Raw genomic sequence first — 19,633 nt, 5'->3', positions numbered from 1 at the left:
CCGGGGCGGGCCCGCCGCACGTCACGCCCCCAGCACCGGGTAGTCCGTGTAGCCGCGGTGGTCGCCCCCGTAGAAGGTGGCGGTGTCCGGGGCGTTGAAGGGGCCGCCCGCGCGCAGCCGCTCCGGCAGGTCCGGGTTGGCCAGGAACAGCACTCCGTACGCGACGATGTCGGCCACTCCCTCCTCGATCAGGGCGAGTGCCTCGGGTCCGGTCGGACCCTCGCTCGCCGGGTTGAGGACGAGGGTTCCGTTGAACTGCTTGCGCAGGGACTCGGTCAGCGCCCGGTCGCCGGCCGCGCCCTCGACGAGGTGCAGATAGGCGAGCCCGAGCGGCTCGACCGCCCGCACCAGCGCGCTGTACGTGGCCTCGGGTGCGGGCTCGTCGATGTCGTTGTACGGGTTGCCGGGCGAGAGGCGGATCGCGGTGCGGGCGGCACCGATCTCGGCGGCGACGGCGCGCACGGTCTCCAGGGCGAACCGGATCCGGCCCTCCACGGAGCCGCCCCACTCGTCGGCGCGCAGGTTGGAGTTGGGCGCCAGGAACTGGTGGATCAAGTACCCGTTGGCGCCGTGCAGCTCCACGCCGTCGAAGCCGGCGTCCACGGCGGCCCGCGCCGCGGTGGCGAAGTCGGCGATCGTCGCCCGGACCTCGGTGTCGGTCAGCTCGCGCGGGGTGACGAAGTCCTTCGCGCCCTCGTGGGTGAAGACCTGTCCCGTGGCGGCGACCGCGGAGGCGCCGACGGGGGTGAGCCCGTCGGGCAGCAGGACCGGGTGGCCGATCCGGCCGGTGTGCAGGATCTGGGCGAATACCCTGCCGCCCTTGTCGTGCACGGCGTCGGTGACCTTGCGCCAGGCGGCGATCTGCTCGTCGCTGTGCAGGCCCGGGGTGCTGGGGTATCCCTGACCGACCACCGACGGCTGGATGCCCTCGGTGATGAGGAGCCCGGCGGAGGCGCGCTGCGCGTAGTACTCGACCGTCAGCTCCGTCGGCACCCCGCCCTCGCCCGCCCGGCTGCGGGTCATCGGCGCCAGCGCGATGCGGTTGGCGAGCGGGGTGCCTGCCAGGTCGAGCGAGTCGAATGCGGTGGTCATGAGAAGCCCCCAGGAAGGAGATGCGCGGTCGGGCGGAAGGAGAGGTACGTGGTCGGCCAACCAAAACTATGTGGTCGGCCAAGCATCTGCGACGTGCGCCACTGTAGCGTATTACTTGGCCGGCCAAGGTAAAGTTGGCAGGAAGCCGCATCCGGCAGCCGCAGGGCCGCCCCGCACCACCCGAGGAGCCCCCGATGACCTTCGATCCCGCCTGTACCGAGCTGCCCAGCGCCGCCCGCGGCGGCCCGGTCAGCCATGCCGTGTCCCGGGTCGCGCGGCTCCACCGGATCGCGGCGGGCAAGCTGCTCAAGGGGGCGGGCCTCTACCCCGGCCAGGAGTTCCTGATGATGTACCTCTGGGACGCGGGGGCGGTCCGGCAGTCCGAGGTGATCAAGGCGGTCGACCTGGACCCCTCCACCGTCACCAAGATGCTCCAGCGCCTGGAGCAGTCCGGCCACGTCCGCCGCAGCCCCGACCCGGCCGACCGCAGGGCCGTCCTGGTCGAGGCCACCGACAACAGTTGCGCGCTGCTCTCCGAGGTGGAACAGGCCTGGACGAATCTGGAGGAGCACACGCTCGCGGGCCTGGACGCCGGGGAACGCAAGGAGTTGGCCAGGCTGCTGGCCAGGGTCGAGGAGAACCTCTGCCGGGAGACGGCGGACTGCCCGGAGAGCCGCTGACGGGTCTCAGCCCCCCAGCACGTCCAGCGCGCGGTCCACGTCGGACTCGGTGTTGTAGAGGTGGAAGGCCGCTCGCAGGTTGCCGGCCCGGTCGGAGACCATCACCCCCGCGCGCTCCAGTTCCGGCGCCCGGTCCCCCAGTCCGGGTGCCCCGACGACGGCCGTCGTCCCGGGGACCGGCTTGTGCCCCAGCGCTTCCAGCCCCTCCCGGAACCGGGCCGCGAGCCCGGTGGCGTGGTCGTGCAGGGCGTCGACGCCGATCTCGTTCAGCAGCGCGAGGGAGTGCTCGGCACCGTGGTACGGAAGGAACGCGGGCGGCTCGTCGTAGCGGCGGGCGTCCGGGGCGAGCTCCCGGACCGGCTCGTACAGACTGTTCCACGAGTCCGCCGCCGCGACCCAGCCCGCGAAGACCGGCGGCAGCGACCCCTGCGCCTCCTCGGTGACCGTGAGGAACGACGTGCCCCGCGGGCAGAGCAGGAACTTGAAGCCGGCGGTGACCGTGTAGTCGTACGCCCCCGCGTCCAGCGGGAGCCAGCCCGCGGACTGGGTCGCGTCCAGCAGCGTACGGGCGCCGTGGGCGGCCGCCGCGGCGCGCACCGCGTCCAGATCGGCGAGCCGGCCGTCGGCGGACTGCACCGAGGAGAAGGCGACGAGCGCGGTCCCCTCGCGCACCGCGTCGGCGAGTTCCGGCAGCGGGACGTACCGCATCCTGAGGTCACCGCGGACCGCGAACGGGCTGGTGACCGAGCTGAACTCCCCCTCGGGCGCGAGCACTTCGGCTCCGGCCGGCAGCGATGTCGCGATCAGGCCCACATGGACGGCCACGGAGCTGCCGACCGCGACCCGCCCGGCCCCGACACCGGCGATCCGCGCGAAACCGTCCCGGGCCCGGTCCACCGCCTCGAAGTCGCCCGCACCGGCCCTGCGGCCGGTGGCGTTCTCCTCGGCGAGCGCCTTCACGGCGTCGACGGTGCGACGGGGCAGCAGCCCGCAGGAGGACGTGTTGAGGTAGGCGGTCTCCGGCGCGAACTCGGCGGCCACCGCACGGCTGAGCGAAGAGATCATCATGAACCCAGCCTGAAGGCCCCTTAACTCATAGTCAATTACCAAGAGTTAAGGGGTACGCCCAAGCAATGCTTATAAGTGCAGCGTGCGACGGTCAGGCGTTGCTTCCGGCCTGCGGAACCTCGCACGCCCCGTCGGCGTCGCACGCCGCCCCGTCCTCACCGATCACGGTCAGCGGGCGGTCCTTCCACGCCTGCTCCAACGCCTGGGCGAAGACCTCGGCGGGCTGGCCGCCGGAGATCCCGTAGCGCCGGTCGAGCACGAAGAACGGCACCCCGTTGGCGCCCAGTTCGGCCGCCTCCCGCTCATCGGCCCGCACCTCGTCCGCGTACGCCTGCGGATCGGCGAGCACCGCGCGCACCTCGTCCGCGTCGAGCCCTGCCTCGACAGCCAGCTCGGCGAGCACCTCGTCGTCGTAGACGGACCGCTCCTCGGCGAAGTTCGCCCGGTAGGCCAGGCTCAACAGCTCGTCCTGACGGCCGCGGGCCTTCGCCAGGTGCAGCAGCCGGTGGATGTCGAAGGTGCTGCCGTGGTCACGGCCCTCGGTGCGGTAGCCGAGCCCTTCGGCCTGCGCGTTGGCCGCGACGTTCGCCTCCATGGAGCGCGCTTCCTCGGGGCTCCGGCCGTACTTCTGCGCCAGCATGTCGATGACCTGACCGGTGTCGCCCTTGGCGCGCCCGGGGTCCAGCTCGAAGGAGCGGTGGACCACCTCGACCTCGTCGCGGTGGGCGAACCCCGCCAGGCCCTTCTCGAACCGGGCCTTGCCGATGTAGCACCACGGGCAGGCGATGTCGCTCCAGATCTCGACGCGCATGACTCTTCTTCTCTCCAGGCTCTCGTGCGGCTGCTCCCGCAGCACGGAGGGACCCTCCGCTCAGGACCGAACGCTCGCCGGGGTGCCGGCCATTCCCCGGGCCACACCCCTCGGCCGGAGAGCGGTCCGGCTACAGGACCGTTCGGCCCATCGGGCGGGGCAGAGGTTCCAGCGCACCGGCGTCGCGGAGGCGCACGTAGGCGTCCACGACGGCCTCGATGTCCCCGGGCGGCGCGACATCGAGGAGTACACCCGCCCCGCTCAGCTCCCTGCGGGCCACGCCCACCCCGGCGGGAGCCAGTGCCGCGCGCCCCGGGGAGAGGTAGGCGAGCCGGCCGACGCTCAGGTGGGAGAGCGTGTAGTCGAAACCGGCCCGGTCCTCCAGGGCGTCGAGCAGCTCGTCGTCGGTCACGTCGCCGAAGTCCGGCTGCCAGATGTCCGCGATCAGTGCGAGGAGTGCGGTTTCGGGGACCTCGGCGCCGTCCGGGGAGACGACCGCCAGCACGACGGCCTGGGTCACGTACTCCGACTCGCCGCCACCGTGCCCGGAGATGCTGATCTCCCACCCCGGTTCGCCGGCGCTCGACAGGCGCAGACCCGCCCCGTCCGAGGTCTCCGGGGAGTCGTGGTCGGCCTGCAGCGCGGCCGCCAGCTCCGCCTCGTCGGGCCGAAGCTCCGTGGGGCGGCCGCAGGTGTGGTGCCGGGTCCAGGTCGACCGCCCCGCCGGGGCGGAGGAGGCCGTCGGAAGAAGCGCGGGAAGCGCGTCCAGCATCGCCTTCCAGCGTCCCGCGAGCTCCTGGGATGCCTCCTTCCGGGGGCCCCAGAAAACCCGCACCACACGTCTCATGCCCTGCCTCCACTGTGGTGAGCCGTCGCGGAGCCCGCCCGTCAGCCCGCCCGGCGACAGTACTGCCCGGGGGCCGTTCCGTACTCCCGCTTGAACGCCTCGGCGAAGGCGGACTCCGAGGTGGAGCGGGTGCGTCGGGCGAGCGACCGCAGGGCCGACCGGCCGCGCACGGCGGTGTACCGGCTCAGCATGTGAGCCCTTCCCCGCCCGCTCCGGTGCCCACCCACGCCGGTGCCCCCGCCCTCCGTGGCCGGAGGGCGGGGGCACCGGGGTGGGTGGTCGGGTCAGCTGCCGTCGCGCAGGTCCGCGAGGCCCGTCGCGCGGAACTCGATCCGGTCGAAGGAGACCTCGCAGCCCTCGCCCGTGGGCGACTGGGCGAGGAAGCCGATGGACGCGGTCGCGGCCCGTTCCGGGGCGCCGAGGGCGAAGACGCGGACGAAGGTCCACTTCTCGCCGTCGGGTGAGGCGTGGCAGGCGAAGGCGTTGCCGGTGCGGCTCAGGCGCAGCCAGTAGGTGTCGCCGTCCACGACGAAGGAGTTGACGTCGTCGGAGTGGCCGCGCGTGACGACCGTGCAGACGGTGGGGCGGTCCGGGGAGAGCTCCAGGCAGACCTTGGCCCACTCCCGGTCGCCGACGTGGAGGTAGAGGACCCCCGCGTCGAAGGCGGCGGCGAAGCCGACGCGCACCCGGGCGATCAGCTGGAAGTCGCCCGTCGGGGCGGGGCCCAGGAGGCGGGGTGCGTCGCTCTCCGTGTCGAGGGCGGCGCCGCCCGGCGGGACGAAGCGGTCCTGGCGGGCGCCCGCGCGGCCGGTGAGCACGCCGTCCTCGTAGTTCCAGCCGGTTGCGGGGCCGAACGGTTCCAGGGCGAAGGGGAGTTCGGGGAGGGTCAGGGTCATGCGGAGTGTCCGTTCACGCGGCGGGGCAGGCCCAGCGGGTTGTCGTCGCGGAGCTCCGGGGGGAGCAGCGCATCGGGGGTGGTCTGGTAGGTGACCGGGCGCAGCCAGCGCTCGATCGCGGTGGCGCCGACCGAGGTGGAGGTGGAGGTGGTGGCCGGGTAGGGGCCGCCGTGGTGCTGGGCGGGGGCGACCGCGACGCCGGTCGGCCAGCCGTTGACCAGGACGCGTCCGGCCAGCGGGGTGAGCGCGGCCAGCAGTGCGGCGGCGCTGTCGTCGGTCTCCTCGGTGGCGATCTGGAGGGTGGCGGTGAGGTTGCCGGGGAGCCGGGACAGCACCGCGGTGATCTCGTCGTCGGAGGTGTAGCGGGCGACGACGGTGACCGGGCCGAAGCACTCCTCCAGGAGCGCGTCGTGCGGTCCCTCGGTGGCGAGCAGCTGTGCCGGTACGGTCAGGAAGCCGGCCGCGACGGTGTGTTCACCGCCCGCGCCGGGGGTGACCGGGGCCTCCACGTCCGGGAGTGCGGCCCGCTCGCTCACTCCGGCGAGGAAGGCGTCGCGCATGCGGTGGTCGAGCAGGACTCCGGCCTCGGTGTCGCTGACCGCTCCGGTGAGTGACTTCAGCAGCCGGTCGCCGCTCTCGCCCGCCGGGGCCAGGACGAATCCGGGCTTGGTGCAGAACTGGCCCGCGCCCATGGTCATCGAGCCCGCGAGCCCCGCGCCGATCTGCTCGCCGCGCTCGGCGGCGGCCGCCTCGGTGATGACGACGGGGTTGAGGGAGCCGAGCTCGCCGTGGAAGGGGATCGGCACCGGTCGCGCCGCCGCGGCGTCGAAGAGGGCGCGGCCGCCGCGGATGGAGCCGGTGAAGCCCGCGGCACTGACGAGGGGGTGCTTGACCAGTTCGACGCCCGCCTGGAACCCGTGCACGACGGTGACGACGTCCTCGGGCAGTCCGTGCTGCGCCGCGGCCCGGCGCAGGACGGACGCGCACAGTTCGGAGGTCGCGGGGTGGTCGGGGTGCGCCTTGACGACGACCGGGCAGCCGGCCGCGAGGGCGCTGGCGGTGTCGCCGCCGGGTACGGAGAAGGCGAGCGGGAAGTTGCTGGCCGCGTAGACGGCGACGACGCCGAGCGGGATCTTGTAGCGGCGCAGGTCGGGCCACGGCGGGGTGCGGGTGGCGTCCTCGTGGTCGATGTGGATGTCGAGGTACGCGCCCTCGTCGACGACCTCCGCGAAGGCGCGCAGCTGGGCCGCGGTGCGGGCGAGTTCGCCGGTCAGCCGGGCCGGGCCGAGTGCCGTCTCGGCGTCGGCGGCCTCGATGACGTGCTCGCCGGCCTCGGCGAGCAGATCGGCCGCGGTGCGCAGGAACGCGGCGCGCACGGTGCGGTCGGCCAGGGAGGCGCGTACGGCGTGCGCGGCCCGGACCGCGCGGTCGACCTCCTCCGCTGTAGCCTCCACCGCAACCTGCTCACGCGGGTTCCCGGTGCGGGGGTCGACGCTCCAGACTGGTGCTGCTGCCACCGTGTTTCCTTCCGCTCCACTGCCACACATCAGAAGTTGTTCGGTATTCTGAACAGAGTTCCTGATCGTGAATATGAAGCGACTCTATTTCCGGGCGTTCGGTGTTGGCAAGAAGTCGCAGGGTTTCGTAAGTGGGCTGGAAGGGGCGTAGGGCGATGTCGGTTGCCGAGTCTGGTGGGGCACAGGTCAAGTCCGCGGTACGGACGGTGGAGTTGCTGGAGTACTTCGCCGGACGGCCCGGCATGCACTCACTCGCCGCGGTGCAGGAGGCCGTCGGATACCCGAAGTCCAGCCTCTACATGCTGCTGCGCACGCTGGTCGAGCTGGGCTGGGTGGAGACGGACGCGACGGGGACGCGGTACGGGATCGGTGTGCGCGCGCTGCTGGTCGGCACCTCGTACATCGACGGCGACGAGGTCGTCGCCGCCGCCCGCCCGACCCTGGACCGGCTCTCCGACGACACCACGGAGACCATCCACCTCGCCAGGCTCGACGGGACGAACGTGGTCTACCTCGCCACCCGCCAGTCCCAGCACTACCTGCGCCCCTTCACCCGCGTCGGCCGCCGGCTGCCCGCGCACTCGACCTCGCTCGGGAAGGCGCTGCTGGCCACCCACAGCGACGAGCAGGTCCGCAAGATGCTCCCCGAGACGCTGCCCGCGCTGACCGAGCACACCCTGACCGACCGGGAGAGGCTCATCGAGGAGCTGCACCTGATCCGCGAGCAGGGCTACGCGGTGGACCGCGAGGAGAACACCCTGGGGCTGCGCTGCTTCGGCGTCGCTGTCCCCTACCGCACCCCGGCCCGGGACGCCATCAGCTGCTCGGTGCCGGTCGCCCGGCTCACGCCGGCGCACGAGCAGATGGTCAAGGACGCGCTGTTCGACGCGCGGGACCGGCTGACCCTCGCCACCCGGAGGCTCTGATCGTGGACGTCTCGCTGCGCCCGGTACGGGACGTCGACCTGCCGTTGTTCTTTGCCTGGATGTCCGACCCCGAGTCGGTCCGTACAGCCGCCTTCACCAGTGAGGACCCGGCCGACCGGCACGCGTTCGACGCCCACTGGGCGCGCATCCTCGCGGACCCGTCCGTCGTGGTGCGCACGGTGCTCGCGGACGGTGCGGTGGTCGGCAGCGCCGGAGCGTACGGGGCGCCGGGCGACCGGCAGGTCACCTACTGGATCGACCGGGCGCGCTGGGGCCGCGGTCTGGCCACCGCCGCCCTGGGCGCGCTGCTCGACGTCGTACCGGAACGTCCGTTGCACGCGCGCGCCGCAGCCGACAACACGGGCTCGCGGCGGGTGCTGGAGAAGTGCGGGTTCGTCGTGACGGGCGAGGACCACGGCTACGCGCACGCGCGCGGCGAGGAGACGGACGAGCTGCTGTTCACCCTGCCCGGGTAGGAACCGCCGCCCCGTCCCACGCGACAGACCAGCGGTCTGCCGCGGAATCCGCCATGACCATCGGGCCCTCGAACACCACTCCGATAACATGCTCGAATTCATGGCGATTGACCTCATCGTTCACACCTCACCGAGGACACCTGCCGCCCGGCGCGACAAGTGACCTATGGCGTGACGTACTCCACCAACATCTAACAAATCGGCCAAAATCTTGATACCTATAGCATCGCGGGTGTTTTCGCGAATAACCAACGGAATTGCGCCCGGTGCCTGGCGTCGGCCGAAGACGGCACTGTGGGCCGCGGCGGCCGTGGTGGGTCTCGGATTCCTCGTCGCTCTGGAGATCGCGGCACGTCACTACGGTCTGCCGGGGCCGATCGCCAGCCAGGCGCGAGAGGCGATATTCGCCCCCGCCTCCGGGTTCCTGCTGTACGCCAGCATGGGCCTGATGATGGTGGTGCTCACCTGGCGCCAGCGGTTCATCGCCGTCGGGACCGCGATCGGTATCGACCTCGTCATCCTGCTGGTGCGCTGGGTGGCCGACGCGCCGGTGACCCACGGCCACCCCTTCGGCAGCGGCGCGCTGTGGGTGATCCTGGGATGCGCGGTCATCGCCGTCACCCGCCGCACCGGGCCCGAACGCCTCCTGCTGCTCAAGGGCGTCGCACTGGGTCTGCTGCTGGTGACCGGCCGCAAGACCGGTGACACCTGGTTGCTCATCACCTCGAAGACCCGCCCGCTGGTGCTCGACCAGTACGTGGCGACCGCCGACCACGCGCTGGGCAACCCCTCGTGGCTGGTGGGCCGGCTGGTCAGGTCCACCGGATCGTTCGGCGAGGTCTTCCTCAACTCCGTCTACACCCAGCTCGCGGTGGCCGCGGTCGTCGTCGCGCTGTACCAGCTGCGCAACGTGGCAACCGAACGCCGCTTCCCGGCCCACCATCTGGTGCGCACCTTCCTGGTGATCGGCCTCCTCGGGCCGGCCATCTACATGATCTACCCGGTCGTCGGACCGGTCTTCGCCTACGGTGCCGACGGCGGACACTGGGCCGTGGCCAACCTGTGGCCCGACGCGATGCCGCCGGGCAGCGGCCCGCAGCACATGCCGTTCGACGACTTCACCCCGCGCAACTGCATGCCCAGCCTGCACACGGCGTGGGCCACCACGATCTTCATCCATTCCCGCAAGGGCCCCCGGTTCCTGCAGTTCGCGGGCGCGTTCTGGCTGGTCGCCACACTCGCCGCGACGCTGGGCTTCGGCTACCACTACGGCATCGACATCATCACCGGTGTCATCTTCACCCTCACGATCGAGACGGCCCTGCGCTCGCTCGAACGCGGCTGGGACCGGTCCGGGACCCAGCTGGTCGCCTACGGGACCACGGTCTTCGCCGCGATCCTGGTGGCCGCCCGTTACATGCCGACGCAGATGGCCGCGCATCCGTGGCTGTTCGGCCCGCTGCTCATCCTGGCGATGGCCTCGGTGATCTACGCGTATGTGCGGACCACCCGGCAATGGGACCCGAAGCCCGCACCGGCGGTGCGCCGGCCGGAGCTGCAGCCCGAACTGGTCTGAGCCGCTGCGGCGTTCCGTCTCCGCCGGACGGCGGAGACGGATCGTCGCCGGGCAGGACGTGCCGTGACCGGCCGCGCGGCAGCGTGGGTGCCATGACACGGACACCTCTCGCACCGGAAGCCGCCACCCCGGTCACCGACCGCCTCCGCACCTCGCTGCGTACTGTCGCGATCATCTCCTGCCTGCCCTACATCGTCCTCAAGGTCGCCTGGATCTCGGGCAGTCACCTCGGCATCCCGGCCGACAGCTCGCTCCTCGACCACCGCACCACGATGGCTGTCGCGAACGGGGCGTCGGTCCTGATGGACAGCGCCGTCGTGGTCATCGCCCTGCTGCTCACCCAGGCCTGGGGCCGGCGCGTACCCGCCTGGCTGCTCGCCCTGCCGATGTGGGTGGCGACCGGCCTGCTGCTGCCGATCATGGCCGGCTACCCGCTCCAGCTGCTGGTCCAGGTCCTGGGCGGGAAGACCGTCAACAAGGGCGACGTGGGCCGCCCCTTCCTGGACGAGTGGGTCTTCGGCGTCGTCTACACCGGCTTCATCATCCAGGGGCTGGCCCTCGGCACCCTGTTCGCCCTGTACGCCAAGGACCGCTGGGGGCACCTCTGGCAGGGCACGCTGCGCGAACTGCCCGACAGCCCCACCGCTCCCGCGCTGCGGGCCGCAGCCGTCGCCGCCTCGCTGATCGCGCTGGTGCCCGGCACCCTGCATCTGCTCTGGGCCGCCGGATCGACGGCCGGCCTCAACGAGGGCCGGATCCGGGAGCGCACCAGCGGCTCCGCGGTGCTCGAAGCGGTCTTCGCCCTCTTCGTCGTCACCGCCGTCGTCGGCATCCTGCTCCTCGCCTTCCGTCGCAGTTCGGCGCTGCCACTGTGGGCGCCGCTCGCTCTGGCCTGGGGCGGCTCCGGAGCGACGGCCTGCTGGGGCGGCTGGATGAGCATCGCCTCGCTGAGCGACGTCGACGAGATCGCCGATCAGCCCACTGCCACCCTGGTGCTGATCTACGCTGTGCAGATGCTGGTCGGGACGCTGGTGATGACGCTGGGCGCGTACTTCCTGGTGGAGCGCTCGGCCGCGACCCGGCCTGCGGCCCGCCGGGCGTGACGCCACTGCTCGGCCGGCGGGCCCGGCAGCGCTGGCTGCACCTGATCATCGGCGGCGCCCTGCTGATGCCGTACTTCCTCGTCGGCACGGTGATCGTCGGTCTGTACCGTCCCGAAGCCAACGTCTTCAGCTCGCCGGTCAACCAACTGATCGCGTTCGCCTACGCCCTGCCGATGGCCGCGGTCACCGCGCTCCTGCCGCTCGCCCGTCCGCTCTCGGTGGCCGCCGCCCGCTCCCTGTGCGGTCTGCCGGCGGACCGGCCGCTCGCGGACGGGCCCGCCAGGACCCGGCAGGCCAGGGTCCGTTCGGCGGCCTGGTTCACCCTGCACGTGGGGCTCGGCGGTGTCATCAGCGGCATGACACTGTCGCTGGTGCCGTTCGCCGTGGGCGTCATCGGGCTGCCGTTCTTCGCGACCGTGCGGGACTCCCCCGTGCTGGACCTGCCCTCGGCGCTGGACCGCACATGGGTCCTCGTCGCGGCCCCCTTCGCCGGGATCGCCATGCTGGTGGCCCTGGCCGGCTGCGCGGCGGCGGCCGGGGCGCTGCTGGCGAACCGGGCGCCGGTGCTGCTCGGCCCGACCCCGGACGACCGGCTGGCCGCGGCCGAACGCCGTGCGGCCGAACTGGCGGTCCGCAACCGGCTGGCCCGCGAACTGCACGACTCGGTCGGCCACGCGCTCAGCGCCGTCACCCTCCAGGCGGGCGCGGCCCGCAGGGTGCTGGACAGCGATCCGGAGTTCGTCCGGGCCGCGCTGACCGCGATCGAGGAGACGACCCGGCGCACGGTCGGCGAACTCGACACCGTGCTGGGGCTGTTGCGCCGGGACGACGACGGGGCCGGGGCGCCGGACGCACCGTCCGGCCCGGGACTCGACGCGCTGGACGGCCTGCTCGCGCACTGCGGGCTGCCCGTCGCGCACACCGCCGACGGTGATCCGGGCGCCGTCCCCCGGGCCGTGTCCCGCGAGGCGTACCGGATCGTGCAGGAAGGACTGAGCAACGCGCTGCGGCACGGCGGGCGCGGAGAACCGGTGCGGCTGCGGGTCACGGTGGGCGCCGGGGAGCTGGACATCGTCCTGGACAGTCCGCTGCCCGAACGGCCGGCGGCGGTGCGCCCCGGCGGCGGCCGCGGGCTGCACGGCATCGCCGAACGGGCCGTCCTGCTCGGTGGCCGTACCGAGGCCGGACCGCACGACGGCGGGTGGCGGCTGACCGCCCGCCTCCCCCTGCCCACCCCCGCACAGGAGCAGCGATGAGCACACCGGTCCGTATCGTCCTCGCCGACGACGAACGCATGGTCCGCACCGCCCTGCGGGTCATCCTGGACGCCGAGACCGGCCTGGAGGTCGTGGGCGAGGCGTCGACGGGCGCGGAAGCCGTCTCCGTGGTGCGTGAACTGCGCCCCGACGTGGTGCTGATGGATGTGCGGATGCCGGAGATCGACGGGATCCGGGCGACGGAGCAGATCCTGGCCACACTCGACCCGGCCCCGCGCATCGTCGTCGTCACCACCTTCGAGAACGACGCCTATGTGTACGAGGCGCTGCGCGCAGGGGCGGCGGGCTTCCTGCTGAAGCGGGCGGCGGCCGAGGACCTGGTGCAGGCGGTTCGGCTGGTGGCCCGCAGCGACTCGCTGCTCTTCCCCTCCGCGGTACGGGGTCTGGCCGCCGCGTACGGGAAGCGGCAGCCGTCCGCCGCGCCGCCGTGGGCGGCCAGGCTCACCGACCGGGAGGCGGGCGTACTGCGGCTGATGGCGAGCGGCCTCACCAACGCGGAGATCGCCGCCCGGCTGCGGGTGGGCCCGGCGACGGCGAAGAGCCATGTGGCGGCCGTCCTCGCGAAGACCGGCGCCCGGGACCGCACCCAGGCGGTCATCGCGGCGTACGAGTCGGGGTTCATCACTCCGGGCTGACCCGGCGGGCGCGGCGGCAATGATGAGGAATGGGTGAGAAGCGGCACAACCGGGAACGCGGTGCGGCCTCCCGCTCGTCCCTCCAGCGGGATGAACAAGACGATCAGGCGCGCCTCGGTCTTCTCCCTGCTGCTGGTCCTCGCCCTCCTGGGGCGGGCGACCTGGGTGCAGGCGTACCAGGCCCGGGCGCTCGCAGACGACGACCACAACCGGCGGAACACCATCGCGCAGTACGCGCAGCCGCTCGGCGACATCATCGTGGCCGGCTCCCCGGTCACCGGATCGAAGAAGACGGAGGGCAGCGATCTCGCGTACAAACGCACCTACAAGGAGGGCAGCCGCTACGCGGCCGTCACCGGTTACGGCTCGCAGGCGTACGGCTCCACCCAGCTCGAAGGGATCTACAGCGACGTGCTGGACGGCACCGACACCCGGCTGAAGAACCCGCTGGACGCGCTGACCGGCAAGCAGAGCGCGCCCGGCAACGTGCTGACGACGATCGACCCGGACGTCCAGAAGGCGGCGTCCGACGCTCTCGGTGACGACAAGGGCGCGGCCGTCGCGATCGACCCGCGGAGCGGGCAGATCCTGGGGATGGTCTCCTCCCCGTCGTACGACCCCTCCGACATCAGCGGGACGACGGACGGCGACGCCTGGCAGAAGCTGCTCGCCGACCCGGACAAGCCGCTGGTCAACCGCGCGCTGCGGCAGCCGCTGGCGCCGGGTTCGACGTTCAAGCTGGTGGTGGCATCGGCCGCGCTGGAGAACGGGCTGTACAGCTCGGTCGACGAGCCCACCAAGAGCCCCGTTCCGTACACGCTGCCCGGGACCAGCACCGTCCTCAGGAACGAGAGCGCCTCCGCCCCCTGCGAGAACGCGACGCTGCGCGTGGCGCTCCAGTACTCCTGCAACAACGTCTTCGGCAAGGTCGCCGCCGATCTCGGCCAGGACAAGGTGCGGGCGATGGCGGAGAAGTTCGGCTTCAACACCGAGAAGCTCGATGTGCCGGTACGGGCCTCGAAGAGCATCTACCCGTCCGGGATGGACAAGGCGCAGACGGCGCTGAGCGGCATCGGCCAGTTCGAGGTCACCGCGACACCGCTGCAGATCGCGATGGTCTCCGCGGCCCTCGCCAACGACGGCGAGCTGGCCGCACCGCACATGGTCTCCAAGGTGACGGACGCGGACGGCGGCACACTGGAGGACTTCGTGGACGGTGACACGAAGCGGATCGTGTCCTCGTCCACGGCCGAGCAGTTGCGCAGCGCCATGGTGACCGTCGTGGAGAAGGGCACCGGCACCAACGCCCGGATCGACGGGGCCGAGGTGGGCGGCAAGACGGGCACCGCGGAGAACGGCGTGGACAACGGCAACACCCCGTACGCGTGGTTCACCTCGTACGCGAAGGACGACTCCAGTGGCCAGGAGGTCGCCGTCGCCGTGATCGTGGAGGACTCGGGTTCGGCGGCGTCGGAGGTCAGCGGCAACGGTCTCGCGGCCCCGATCGCCCAGAAGATGATGAAGGCCGCGCTCCAGCGGTAGGCGTCACACGACAACGTCCCGGCACCCCGCCCCGGAGTGCCGGGACGTTGTCGTGCGACGGGCCCTCTTCCTCTTTTGTTACGTACCCGCGTCGAAGCGCTTCCGTGACGCGCTGGTACGCTCTCGCCCCGCCCGCCCGCCGTGGGCGGCGGCTGGGAACGTACACAATCCGACCACGCGGGCACCGGGATGCGAGCGCGGAGATGAGGTAGCTGTGGGCACATCCATCGACCATGCGGATGCCGCTGCCGCCGAGTTCCACGAGTTCTTCGAGGCCCATTACGCCGAACTCGCCCGGCTGGCCCATCTGCTGACCGGTGACGCCGATGCCGCCGACGATCTGGCGGCCGACGCACTGCTGGCGCTCTGGCACCGCTGGGACCGGGTCCGGAACGCCGACCATCCCGTGGCGTACGCGCGCGGCGTCGTCGCCAACATGGCGCGGACCCGGATCCGCAGCGCGGTGCGCGAGCGGCGCCGGATCGCGCTGTTCTGGGCACCGCGCGGTGGCGATGACGCGGTGGACGATCCGGACGTGTCGGCGGTCGTCGACGTCCAGGGGGCGCTGCGCAGGCTGCCGTTCCGCAAGCGCGCCTGTGTGGTGCTGCGGCACGCCTTCGACCTCTCGGAGCGGGACACCTCGCTGGTGCTCGGGATCTCGGTGGGTACGGTGAAGAGCCAGACCTCGCGTGCCGTCGCGGAACTGCAGCGGATCCTGGGTCCGGAGACGTCCGCCGCCGCGCAAGTGCAGGCGGTCGTCGCGGCGCAGCCCAGCGGAGGAGACCGGTGAAGGACGAGGAGCTGTCCGTGCGGCTGCGGGAGGCCGCCCAGGCGCACCGCCCCGACCGGGAGCGGATGCTGGCCCGGGTGGAGCGCGGCATGGCCGGGGGCCGCCCGCCGGCCCGGGTGGTGCGCCCGCGGCGTGCCCCCGCGCCGTGGCTGCGGGTCGCGGGTGCGACGGCCGCGGTCTGCGGGGTGCTGGCGTTCGGTGCGGTCGCCGTCACCTCCGCCGGTGAGGACGGATCGCGGGGCACACGCGTGGCCGCGCCTCCTCCCACCCCGTCCGTGACACCGCCCGCGGCCCTCGGCTCGCTGCGTACCGAGGACGGGCCGCTGTGGACGGACGGGGTCGTGGACCCGCACTCCAACGCGTACTGGGCGCAGAGCAACGTGACGCTGCGGACGGCCGAGCCGCTGTCCTCGCTCACCGTGGAGCTGCGGATCGCCCTCACCGGCGGGGTGACCAGCACCGGTTCCTGGCGCTCGCTGCCGGCGAAGGACTTCACCGTGTCAATGACGGAGGACGGCGGCCATCTCGTCTACCGGTGGGCGCTGAGGGTGGGCCGGACCGTGCCGGCGGGTACCCACACGTTCGCCGGGCAGTACAACCACGCGGAGGGCGCCCGCGACGCGACGGGCGACTACCTGACCGCGCACGCGGTCCGCACCACGGGTGAACGGTCCGCTGTGGGCGACCACTTCGGCCCGGACCGCTGACCGGACGGACGAGCGGAAAGAAGACGGCGAAACCCGGCAACCCCTGCCCCCGCGGTGGCGACCAAGGAGCGCAACACTCCCCCACCACCGAGGAACGGGACATCGGCATGAAGAAACGAGCCGCACTGCACGGCAGCCACGCACGGCGCTCCGGCCGCCGCCGCATGATCGCCGCTTCGGCCACCGCGCTGGCCGTCACCGGCGCCGCACTCAGCACCGGCCTGCTGGTCCAGTCGGCCGGCGCGGCCCCCCGCCGCCGCGGCCGCCGCGTGGCCGACGCCGTCGGGTTCGCAGGCCGTCTCGGCGACCATCAAGGTCTCGGGGACGTACGACGGCAAGCTGAAGCGCTTCTACGGGAGCGGGGACCTCGGGGACGGCGGCCAGGACGAGGGTCAGGACCCGATCTTCGAACTGGCCGACGGGGCGGTCCTGAAGAACGTCGTCGTGGGCTCGCCGGCCGCCGACGGCATTCACTGCAAGGGCAGTTGCACGATCCAGAACGTGTGGTGGGAGGACGTCGGCGAGGACGCGGCGTCCTTCAAGGGCACCTCGTCGGGCGCCACGTACAAGGTGACCGGCGGCGGCGCCAGGAAGGCCGACGACAAGGTCTTCCAGTTCAACGGCGCGGGCACGCTGACCATCAGCGGGTTCCAGGTCTCGGACTTCGGCAAGCTCGTGCGCTCCTGCGGCAACTGTTCCAAGCAGTACAAGCGCACGATCGCGGTCAGCGACGTCGATGTGACGGCGCCGGGCAAGGCCCTGGTCGGGATCAACACCAACTACGGGGACACCGCGACGCTGAAGTCGGTCCGGATCCACGGCGACAGCAGCAAGAAGATCAAGCCGTGCGTCCGCTACACGGGCAACGACGACGGTGACGAGCCGACGGAGACGGGCAGCGGGCCGGACGGCACGTACTGCAAGTACAGCAGCTCGGACATCAGCTACAACTGAGCGAAGGTGACGGGAGTCCCGCCGGACCGGTCCGGCGGGGCTCCCGTCATGCGGTGGCGCGTCCTACGCGTACGGACGCCAGTCACCGAGCCAGCCGGCGGGGGTGTGCAGGCGCGCCTGGGACGCCGTCAGCCGGGGGCGGTTGGCGGGGACGGTGACGCGCGCGCCGGGGCCGGTGCTGCGGTACTCCGCGAACCGCTGTTCCTGCCAGGGGAAGCCCGCGGCCATGGTCCCGTACGGCTCGTCCGTGTCGGTCCCGGCGTCGAGGTGGCTGTCACGGACGGTCAGCATCGGGTGCGCGGTGAGGTCGGAGGAGGGCACCCAGGGGCGGGCCAGCTTGAAGTACCCGTTGGGCGCGGCGCTGGTGATGCGGGAGCGCACCACCAGGTAACCGTGCGGGTTGGCTCCGGCGGTGCTCGGCGCGAAGACGAAGCCGTACGGCGCGGACGCCAGGTCGGTGCGGGTCAGGGTACGGAAGTGGCAGCGGTCGAGGACGGCGGTGGCGCGGCCGAAGACGAAGTCGACGTCACCTTCGACGTAGCAGTCGCGGTAGTACTGGCGGGCGAAGGCGGTGAGGGCGAGGGAGTCGGCGTACAGGGTGTCCTGGTGGCCCAGGAAGCGGCAGCCGTAGAACGCCGAACGGTCGCCCTGCACCTTGATGGCGACGGCCTGGGTGCCGGTGTATTCGGGGTGGTCGGCACGCAGCCAGTCGTTGGCGAAGGTCAGGCCGTGGGCGGTGAGTCCGGCGGGCCGGGCGGTGACGGTGGCGGATCCGCTGGTGCCGTACGTCCCCGAACCGTCGGGCCGGGGGGTGCCGTTGGCGTTGGCGTACACGATGACGGTGTCGTGCGGGTCGCCGCTCGCGCCGATGAGGGTGAGACCGGTCCGGTCGGCCGGGATGTCGACCGTCTCGCGGTAGGTGCCCGGGGCGATCACCAGGGTGCGGCCGATGCCGGTCGCGGCGTCCACGGCGGACTGGACGGTGGCGTGGTCGCCCCTGCCGTGGGCGTCGACGTACAGGGCACCGGCGTCGAGGCGTCGGGACGGTGAGCCGTAGCGTCCGAAGGGGCGGTGGCCGCCGGGCCGGCCGTGGGCGTGCGCGGTGGGGGCCGCGCCGAGTGCGAGGGCGGCGCTGCCGCCCGCGAGCAGGGTCAGGGCACTGCGTCTGCTGGGCATGGGCGGTACTTCCCTACTTCCTTAGGGGTCGCGACTTCCTCAGGGGTCGCGACTTCCTCAGGGGTCGCGCGACGGGGCGGGCGGGCCCCCGCCGGTGCCGGGAAGGCACCGGCGGGAAGCCCGCCGGTTCGGGGCGGTCGGTGGTCAGTCGCGCCGTCAGGCGCCGGGAATCCGGCCGGCACCCGCCTTGAGGCCGACGAGCAGGGGCACGAGCAGCGGGTGGTCGACCCTGGTGCGCAGGGTCGGCGTCCAGCCGGCGCCGGTGGTGAGCTGCTCCGCGGGGACACCCGCGTTGTGGACGGCGACGAGGTCCGTCCGGCGGCCGTTGACGTAGTTGTCGGAGGCGGTGAGCGAGGACTCCGACCACTTCTTGAGGATCTTGGCCTTGTCGAACTCACCGCTGAGGCTGAACGCGTTGTGCTCGGCGACGAGCTGGGACTTGGCGCCGATGCCGTACGTGTAGCCGTAGACGCTGCCCTTGGTTGCGACGAAGTGGTTGTTGTACGAATCGACCTGGCCGAAACGGACGCGGGGGGCGCGCTCGTTCACGTCCTTGAAGAGGTTGTGGTGCAGGGTGACCCGGAGCTTGCCGCTGTCGGTCGCGCCGGCGCCGTCGCTGTTGCCGATGAGCATCGTCTTGTCGTGGTCCTTGAGGACGTTGTACGAGACGGTGACGAGGTCGGCGCCCTTGACGATGTCGAAGAGCCCGTCGTGCTGCTGGTACAGCTCGTTGAAGTAGCGCGGCTGGTCGGCGTCGTGGCGGTCCCCGTCGCTGAAGGTGTTGTGGTCGACCCAGACGTGGTCGGAGCCGTAGACGACGAGGTTGTCGTACTCGGAGTTCCAGTGGCCGGTGTCGCCGTCCGTGGGGTCCCACTGGGGGAAGCAGTCGTAGGTGTCCTCGAACGAGATGTTCCGGACGATGACGTTGGAGACGTTCTGGATCTGGAGACTGGCGCCGATGACCGTCGCGTCCTTGCCGACACCGACGAGCGTGGTGTTGGACGGAACGTAGACGTTCACCGCGGCCTTCTGCAGCTTGGCGGAGGCGAGCCGTGCGTCCTCCAGGGGGCCCGAGGGAACCTCGGTGCGGCCCCAGGTGGCCGGGTCGTAGGCGGCGAGGTACTTGTCCAGGGTGTAGCCGTCGGTCTGGTATGCGTCGCAGTCGATCGGGGTGCCCGCGGCGTCGGAGTTCCCGTGGACGGTGCCGTCGATCTTGATGATCTTCGGGGCGTCGCCCGCGTCCTCGAAGGCGGCGATGAGCTCGGCCCGGTTGCTCACGGTGTAGATGTGGTCGGGGGTGGCGGTGGCGCCGCCGGTGGTGGAGCCGTCGGCCGCGGCCCAGCCGTCGCCCTTGGCGAGGACGGCGCGGTCGATGCCCTTGTGGTGGCCGGGACCGCCCGGGTGCCCGGTGGCCTGGGCGGGGACGGACACGGCGAGCGCCAGGGAGGCGCAGCCCATCACCAAGGCAATGGCGCGGGCATGACAGATGCGTGCGGGCATGGCGGATCCTTCGGTGGTGAGGTGAGGTGAAAGGAGAAGAGGAGGAACGGGCGGGGCGGC

At 72.1% G+C, this 19,633-nt stretch carries 19 protein-coding genes and 1 pseudogene; 11 read left to right on the top strand and 9 right to left on the bottom strand.

Annotated elements, in window-relative coordinates; all coding sequences use genetic code 11:
• Nucleotides 1-21: 21 nt before the first annotated feature.
• Entirely contained in the window at nt 22-1,092 is a 1,071-nt protein-coding gene (locus ACIBJG_RS31525; protein WP_399312682.1) for an alkene reductase, read from the bottom strand.
• A 194-nt stretch (nt 1,093-1,286) separates the two neighbouring features.
• Between ACIBJG_RS31525 and ACIBJG_RS31520 the strand changes: the two genes are divergently transcribed.
• Nucleotides 1,287-1,772, top strand: coding sequence for a MarR family winged helix-turn-helix transcriptional regulator (locus ACIBJG_RS31520; RefSeq protein WP_399312680.1), 486 nt, complete (start codon nt 1,287-1,289; stop codon nt 1,770-1,772).
• A 6-nt stretch (nt 1,773-1,778) separates the two neighbouring features.
• Here the strand turns inward: ACIBJG_RS31520 and ACIBJG_RS31515 are convergent, their stop codons facing one another.
• From ACIBJG_RS31515 to ACIBJG_RS31490, 6 genes are all read right to left on the bottom strand, one after another.
• Nucleotides 1,779-2,840 carry an aminotransferase class V-fold PLP-dependent enzyme gene (locus ACIBJG_RS31515; protein WP_399312678.1) on the bottom strand — a complete coding sequence of 354 codons (1,062 nt, stop codon included), beginning with the start codon at nt 2,838-2,840 and terminating at the stop codon, nt 1,779-1,781.
• 91 nt (nt 2,841-2,931) lie between these two features.
• Nucleotides 2,932-3,651 (bottom strand): DsbA family oxidoreductase, encoded by a 720-nt coding sequence (locus ACIBJG_RS31510; protein WP_399312675.1) that lies wholly within the window; start codon nt 3,649-3,651, stop codon nt 2,932-2,934.
• Nucleotides 3,652-3,781: 130 nt separating this feature from the next.
• The gene (locus ACIBJG_RS31505) at nt 3,782-4,498 is read right to left on the bottom strand and encodes a hypothetical protein (protein WP_399312673.1); all 717 of its coding nucleotides are present in this window, start codon (nt 4,496-4,498) and stop codon (nt 3,782-3,784) included.
• 41 nt (nt 4,499-4,539) lie between these two features.
• Entirely contained in the window at nt 4,540-4,689 is a 150-nt protein-coding gene (locus ACIBJG_RS31500) for a hypothetical protein (protein ID WP_399312671.1), read from the bottom strand.
• A 93-nt stretch (nt 4,690-4,782) separates the two neighbouring features.
• Nucleotides 4,783-5,394 (bottom strand): DUF1349 domain-containing protein, encoded by a 612-nt coding sequence (locus ACIBJG_RS31495; protein WP_399312669.1) that lies wholly within the window; start codon nt 5,392-5,394, stop codon nt 4,783-4,785.
• The gene (locus tag ACIBJG_RS31490) at nt 5,391-6,911 is read right to left on the bottom strand and encodes an aldehyde dehydrogenase (NADP(+)) (RefSeq protein WP_399312667.1); all 1,521 of its coding nucleotides are present in this window, start codon (nt 6,909-6,911) and stop codon (nt 5,391-5,393) included. The genes ACIBJG_RS31495 and ACIBJG_RS31490 overlap by 4 nt, the downstream gene beginning before the upstream one ends.
• Nucleotides 6,912-7,066: 155 nt before the next feature.
• On the opposite strand from ACIBJG_RS31490, the gene ACIBJG_RS31485 reads away from it, so the two are divergent.
• The 10 genes and pseudogenes from ACIBJG_RS31485 (at nt 7,067) to ACIBJG_RS31440 (ending at nt 16,897) form a co-directional block, all read left to right on the top strand.
• Entirely contained in the window at nt 7,067-7,837 is a 771-nt protein-coding gene (locus tag ACIBJG_RS31485; protein WP_399312664.1) for an IclR family transcriptional regulator, read from the top strand.
• A complete protein-coding gene (locus tag ACIBJG_RS31480; RefSeq protein ID WP_399312833.1) occupies nt 7,837-8,313 on the top strand; it encodes a GNAT family N-acetyltransferase in 477 nt (158 codons plus the stop codon). The genes ACIBJG_RS31485 and ACIBJG_RS31480 overlap by 1 nt, the downstream gene beginning before the upstream one ends.
• A gap of 256 nt (nt 8,314-8,569) precedes the next feature.
• On the top strand, nt 8,570-9,889 hold the full coding sequence (locus tag ACIBJG_RS31475) for a phosphatase PAP2 family protein (protein WP_399312831.1): 1,320 nt from the start codon (nt 8,570-8,572) through the stop codon (nt 9,887-9,889).
• 92 nt (nt 9,890-9,981) lie between these two features.
• Nucleotides 9,982-10,992, top strand: coding sequence for a hypothetical protein (locus tag ACIBJG_RS31470; RefSeq protein ID WP_399312662.1), 1,011 nt, complete (start codon nt 9,982-9,984; stop codon nt 10,990-10,992).
• Nucleotides 10,989-12,248 (top strand): sensor histidine kinase, encoded by a 1,260-nt coding sequence (locus ACIBJG_RS31465; protein WP_399312660.1) that lies wholly within the window; start codon nt 10,989-10,991, stop codon nt 12,246-12,248. Before ACIBJG_RS31470 ends, ACIBJG_RS31465 begins: the two co-directional genes overlap by 4 nt.
• Nucleotides 12,245-12,904 carry a response regulator gene (locus ACIBJG_RS31460; protein WP_399312658.1) on the top strand — a complete coding sequence of 220 codons (660 nt, stop codon included), beginning with the start codon at nt 12,245-12,247 and terminating at the stop codon, nt 12,902-12,904. The genes ACIBJG_RS31465 and ACIBJG_RS31460 overlap by 4 nt, the downstream gene beginning before the upstream one ends.
• 90 nt (nt 12,905-12,994) lie before the next feature.
• Nucleotides 12,995-14,446 (top strand): peptidoglycan D,D-transpeptidase FtsI family protein, encoded by a 1,452-nt coding sequence (locus ACIBJG_RS31455; protein ID WP_399312656.1) that lies wholly within the window; start codon nt 12,995-12,997, stop codon nt 14,444-14,446.
• A gap of 214 nt (nt 14,447-14,660) precedes the next feature.
• Nucleotides 14,661-15,236 carry a SigE family RNA polymerase sigma factor gene (locus tag ACIBJG_RS31450; RefSeq protein ID WP_399312654.1) on the top strand — a complete coding sequence of 192 codons (576 nt, stop codon included), beginning with the start codon at nt 14,661-14,663 and terminating at the stop codon, nt 15,234-15,236.
• Nucleotides 15,233-15,943: a hypothetical protein gene (locus tag ACIBJG_RS31445; RefSeq protein WP_399312652.1), complete on the top strand. Its 711-nt coding sequence runs from the start codon at nt 15,233-15,235 to the stop codon at nt 15,941-15,943. The genes ACIBJG_RS31450 and ACIBJG_RS31445 overlap by 4 nt, the downstream gene beginning before the upstream one ends.
• Nucleotides 15,944-16,050: 107 nt before the next feature.
• Nucleotides 16,051-16,897 (top strand): annotated as a pseudogene (locus tag ACIBJG_RS31440) (pectate lyase).
• 63 nt (nt 16,898-16,960) lie between these two features.
• Here the strand turns inward: ACIBJG_RS31440 and ACIBJG_RS31435 are convergent.
• Nucleotides 16,961-18,073, bottom strand: coding sequence for a pectinesterase family protein (locus tag ACIBJG_RS31435; RefSeq protein ID WP_399312650.1), 1,113 nt, complete (start codon nt 18,071-18,073; stop codon nt 16,961-16,963).
• A gap of 156 nt (nt 18,074-18,229) precedes the next feature.
• Entirely contained in the window at nt 18,230-19,573 is a 1,344-nt protein-coding gene (locus ACIBJG_RS31430) for a polysaccharide lyase family 1 protein (RefSeq protein WP_399312648.1), read from the bottom strand.
• Between the last annotated feature and the right edge of the window lie 60 nt (nt 19,574-19,633).

It is taken from the genome of Streptomyces sp. NPDC050422 (assembly GCF_044458665.1).
GTDB lineage: Bacteria > Actinomycetota > Actinomycetes > Streptomycetales > Streptomycetaceae > Streptomyces.
The sequence above is the reverse complement of the archived record's forward strand: the minus strand, read 5'-3'. Positions and strand labels throughout refer to the sequence as shown.

Excerpts from the sequence above, each read along its gene's own strand:
- ACIBJG_RS31455 (WP_399312656.1), top strand. The coding sequence starts at position 12,995 with ATGAACAAGACGATCAGGCGCGCCTCGGTCTTCTCCCTGCTGCTGGTC.
- ACIBJG_RS31430 (WP_399312648.1), bottom strand. The coding sequence starts at position 19,573 with ATGCCCGCACGCATCTGTCATGCCCGCGCCATTGCCTTGGTGATGGGC.
- ACIBJG_RS31470 (WP_399312662.1), top strand. The coding sequence starts at position 9,982 with ATGACACGGACACCTCTCGCACCGGAAGCCGCCACCCCGGTCACCGAC.
- ACIBJG_RS31500 (WP_399312671.1), bottom strand. The coding sequence starts at position 4,689 with ATGCTGAGCCGGTACACCGCCGTGCGCGGCCGGTCGGCCCTGCGGTCG.
- ACIBJG_RS31510 (WP_399312675.1), bottom strand. The coding sequence starts at position 3,651 with ATGCGCGTCGAGATCTGGAGCGACATCGCCTGCCCGTGGTGCTACATC.
- ACIBJG_RS31435 (WP_399312650.1), bottom strand. The coding sequence starts at position 18,073 with ATGCCCAGCAGACGCAGTGCCCTGACCCTGCTCGCGGGCGGCAGCGCC.
- ACIBJG_RS31515 (WP_399312678.1), bottom strand. The coding sequence starts at position 2,840 with ATGATGATCTCTTCGCTCAGCCGTGCGGTGGCCGCCGAGTTCGCGCCG.
- ACIBJG_RS31460 (WP_399312658.1), top strand. The coding sequence starts at position 12,245 with ATGAGCACACCGGTCCGTATCGTCCTCGCCGACGACGAACGCATGGTC.
- ACIBJG_RS31495 (WP_399312669.1), bottom strand. The coding sequence starts at position 5,394 with ATGACCCTGACCCTCCCCGAACTCCCCTTCGCCCTGGAACCGTTCGGC.
- ACIBJG_RS31520 (WP_399312680.1), top strand. The coding sequence starts at position 1,287 with ATGACCTTCGATCCCGCCTGTACCGAGCTGCCCAGCGCCGCCCGCGGC.
- ACIBJG_RS31505 (WP_399312673.1), bottom strand. The coding sequence starts at position 4,498 with ATGAGACGTGTGGTGCGGGTTTTCTGGGGCCCCCGGAAGGAGGCATCC.
- ACIBJG_RS31525 (WP_399312682.1), bottom strand. The coding sequence starts at position 1,092 with ATGACCACCGCATTCGACTCGCTCGACCTGGCAGGCACCCCGCTCGCC.
- ACIBJG_RS31485 (WP_399312664.1), top strand. The coding sequence starts at position 7,067 with ATGTCGGTTGCCGAGTCTGGTGGGGCACAGGTCAAGTCCGCGGTACGG.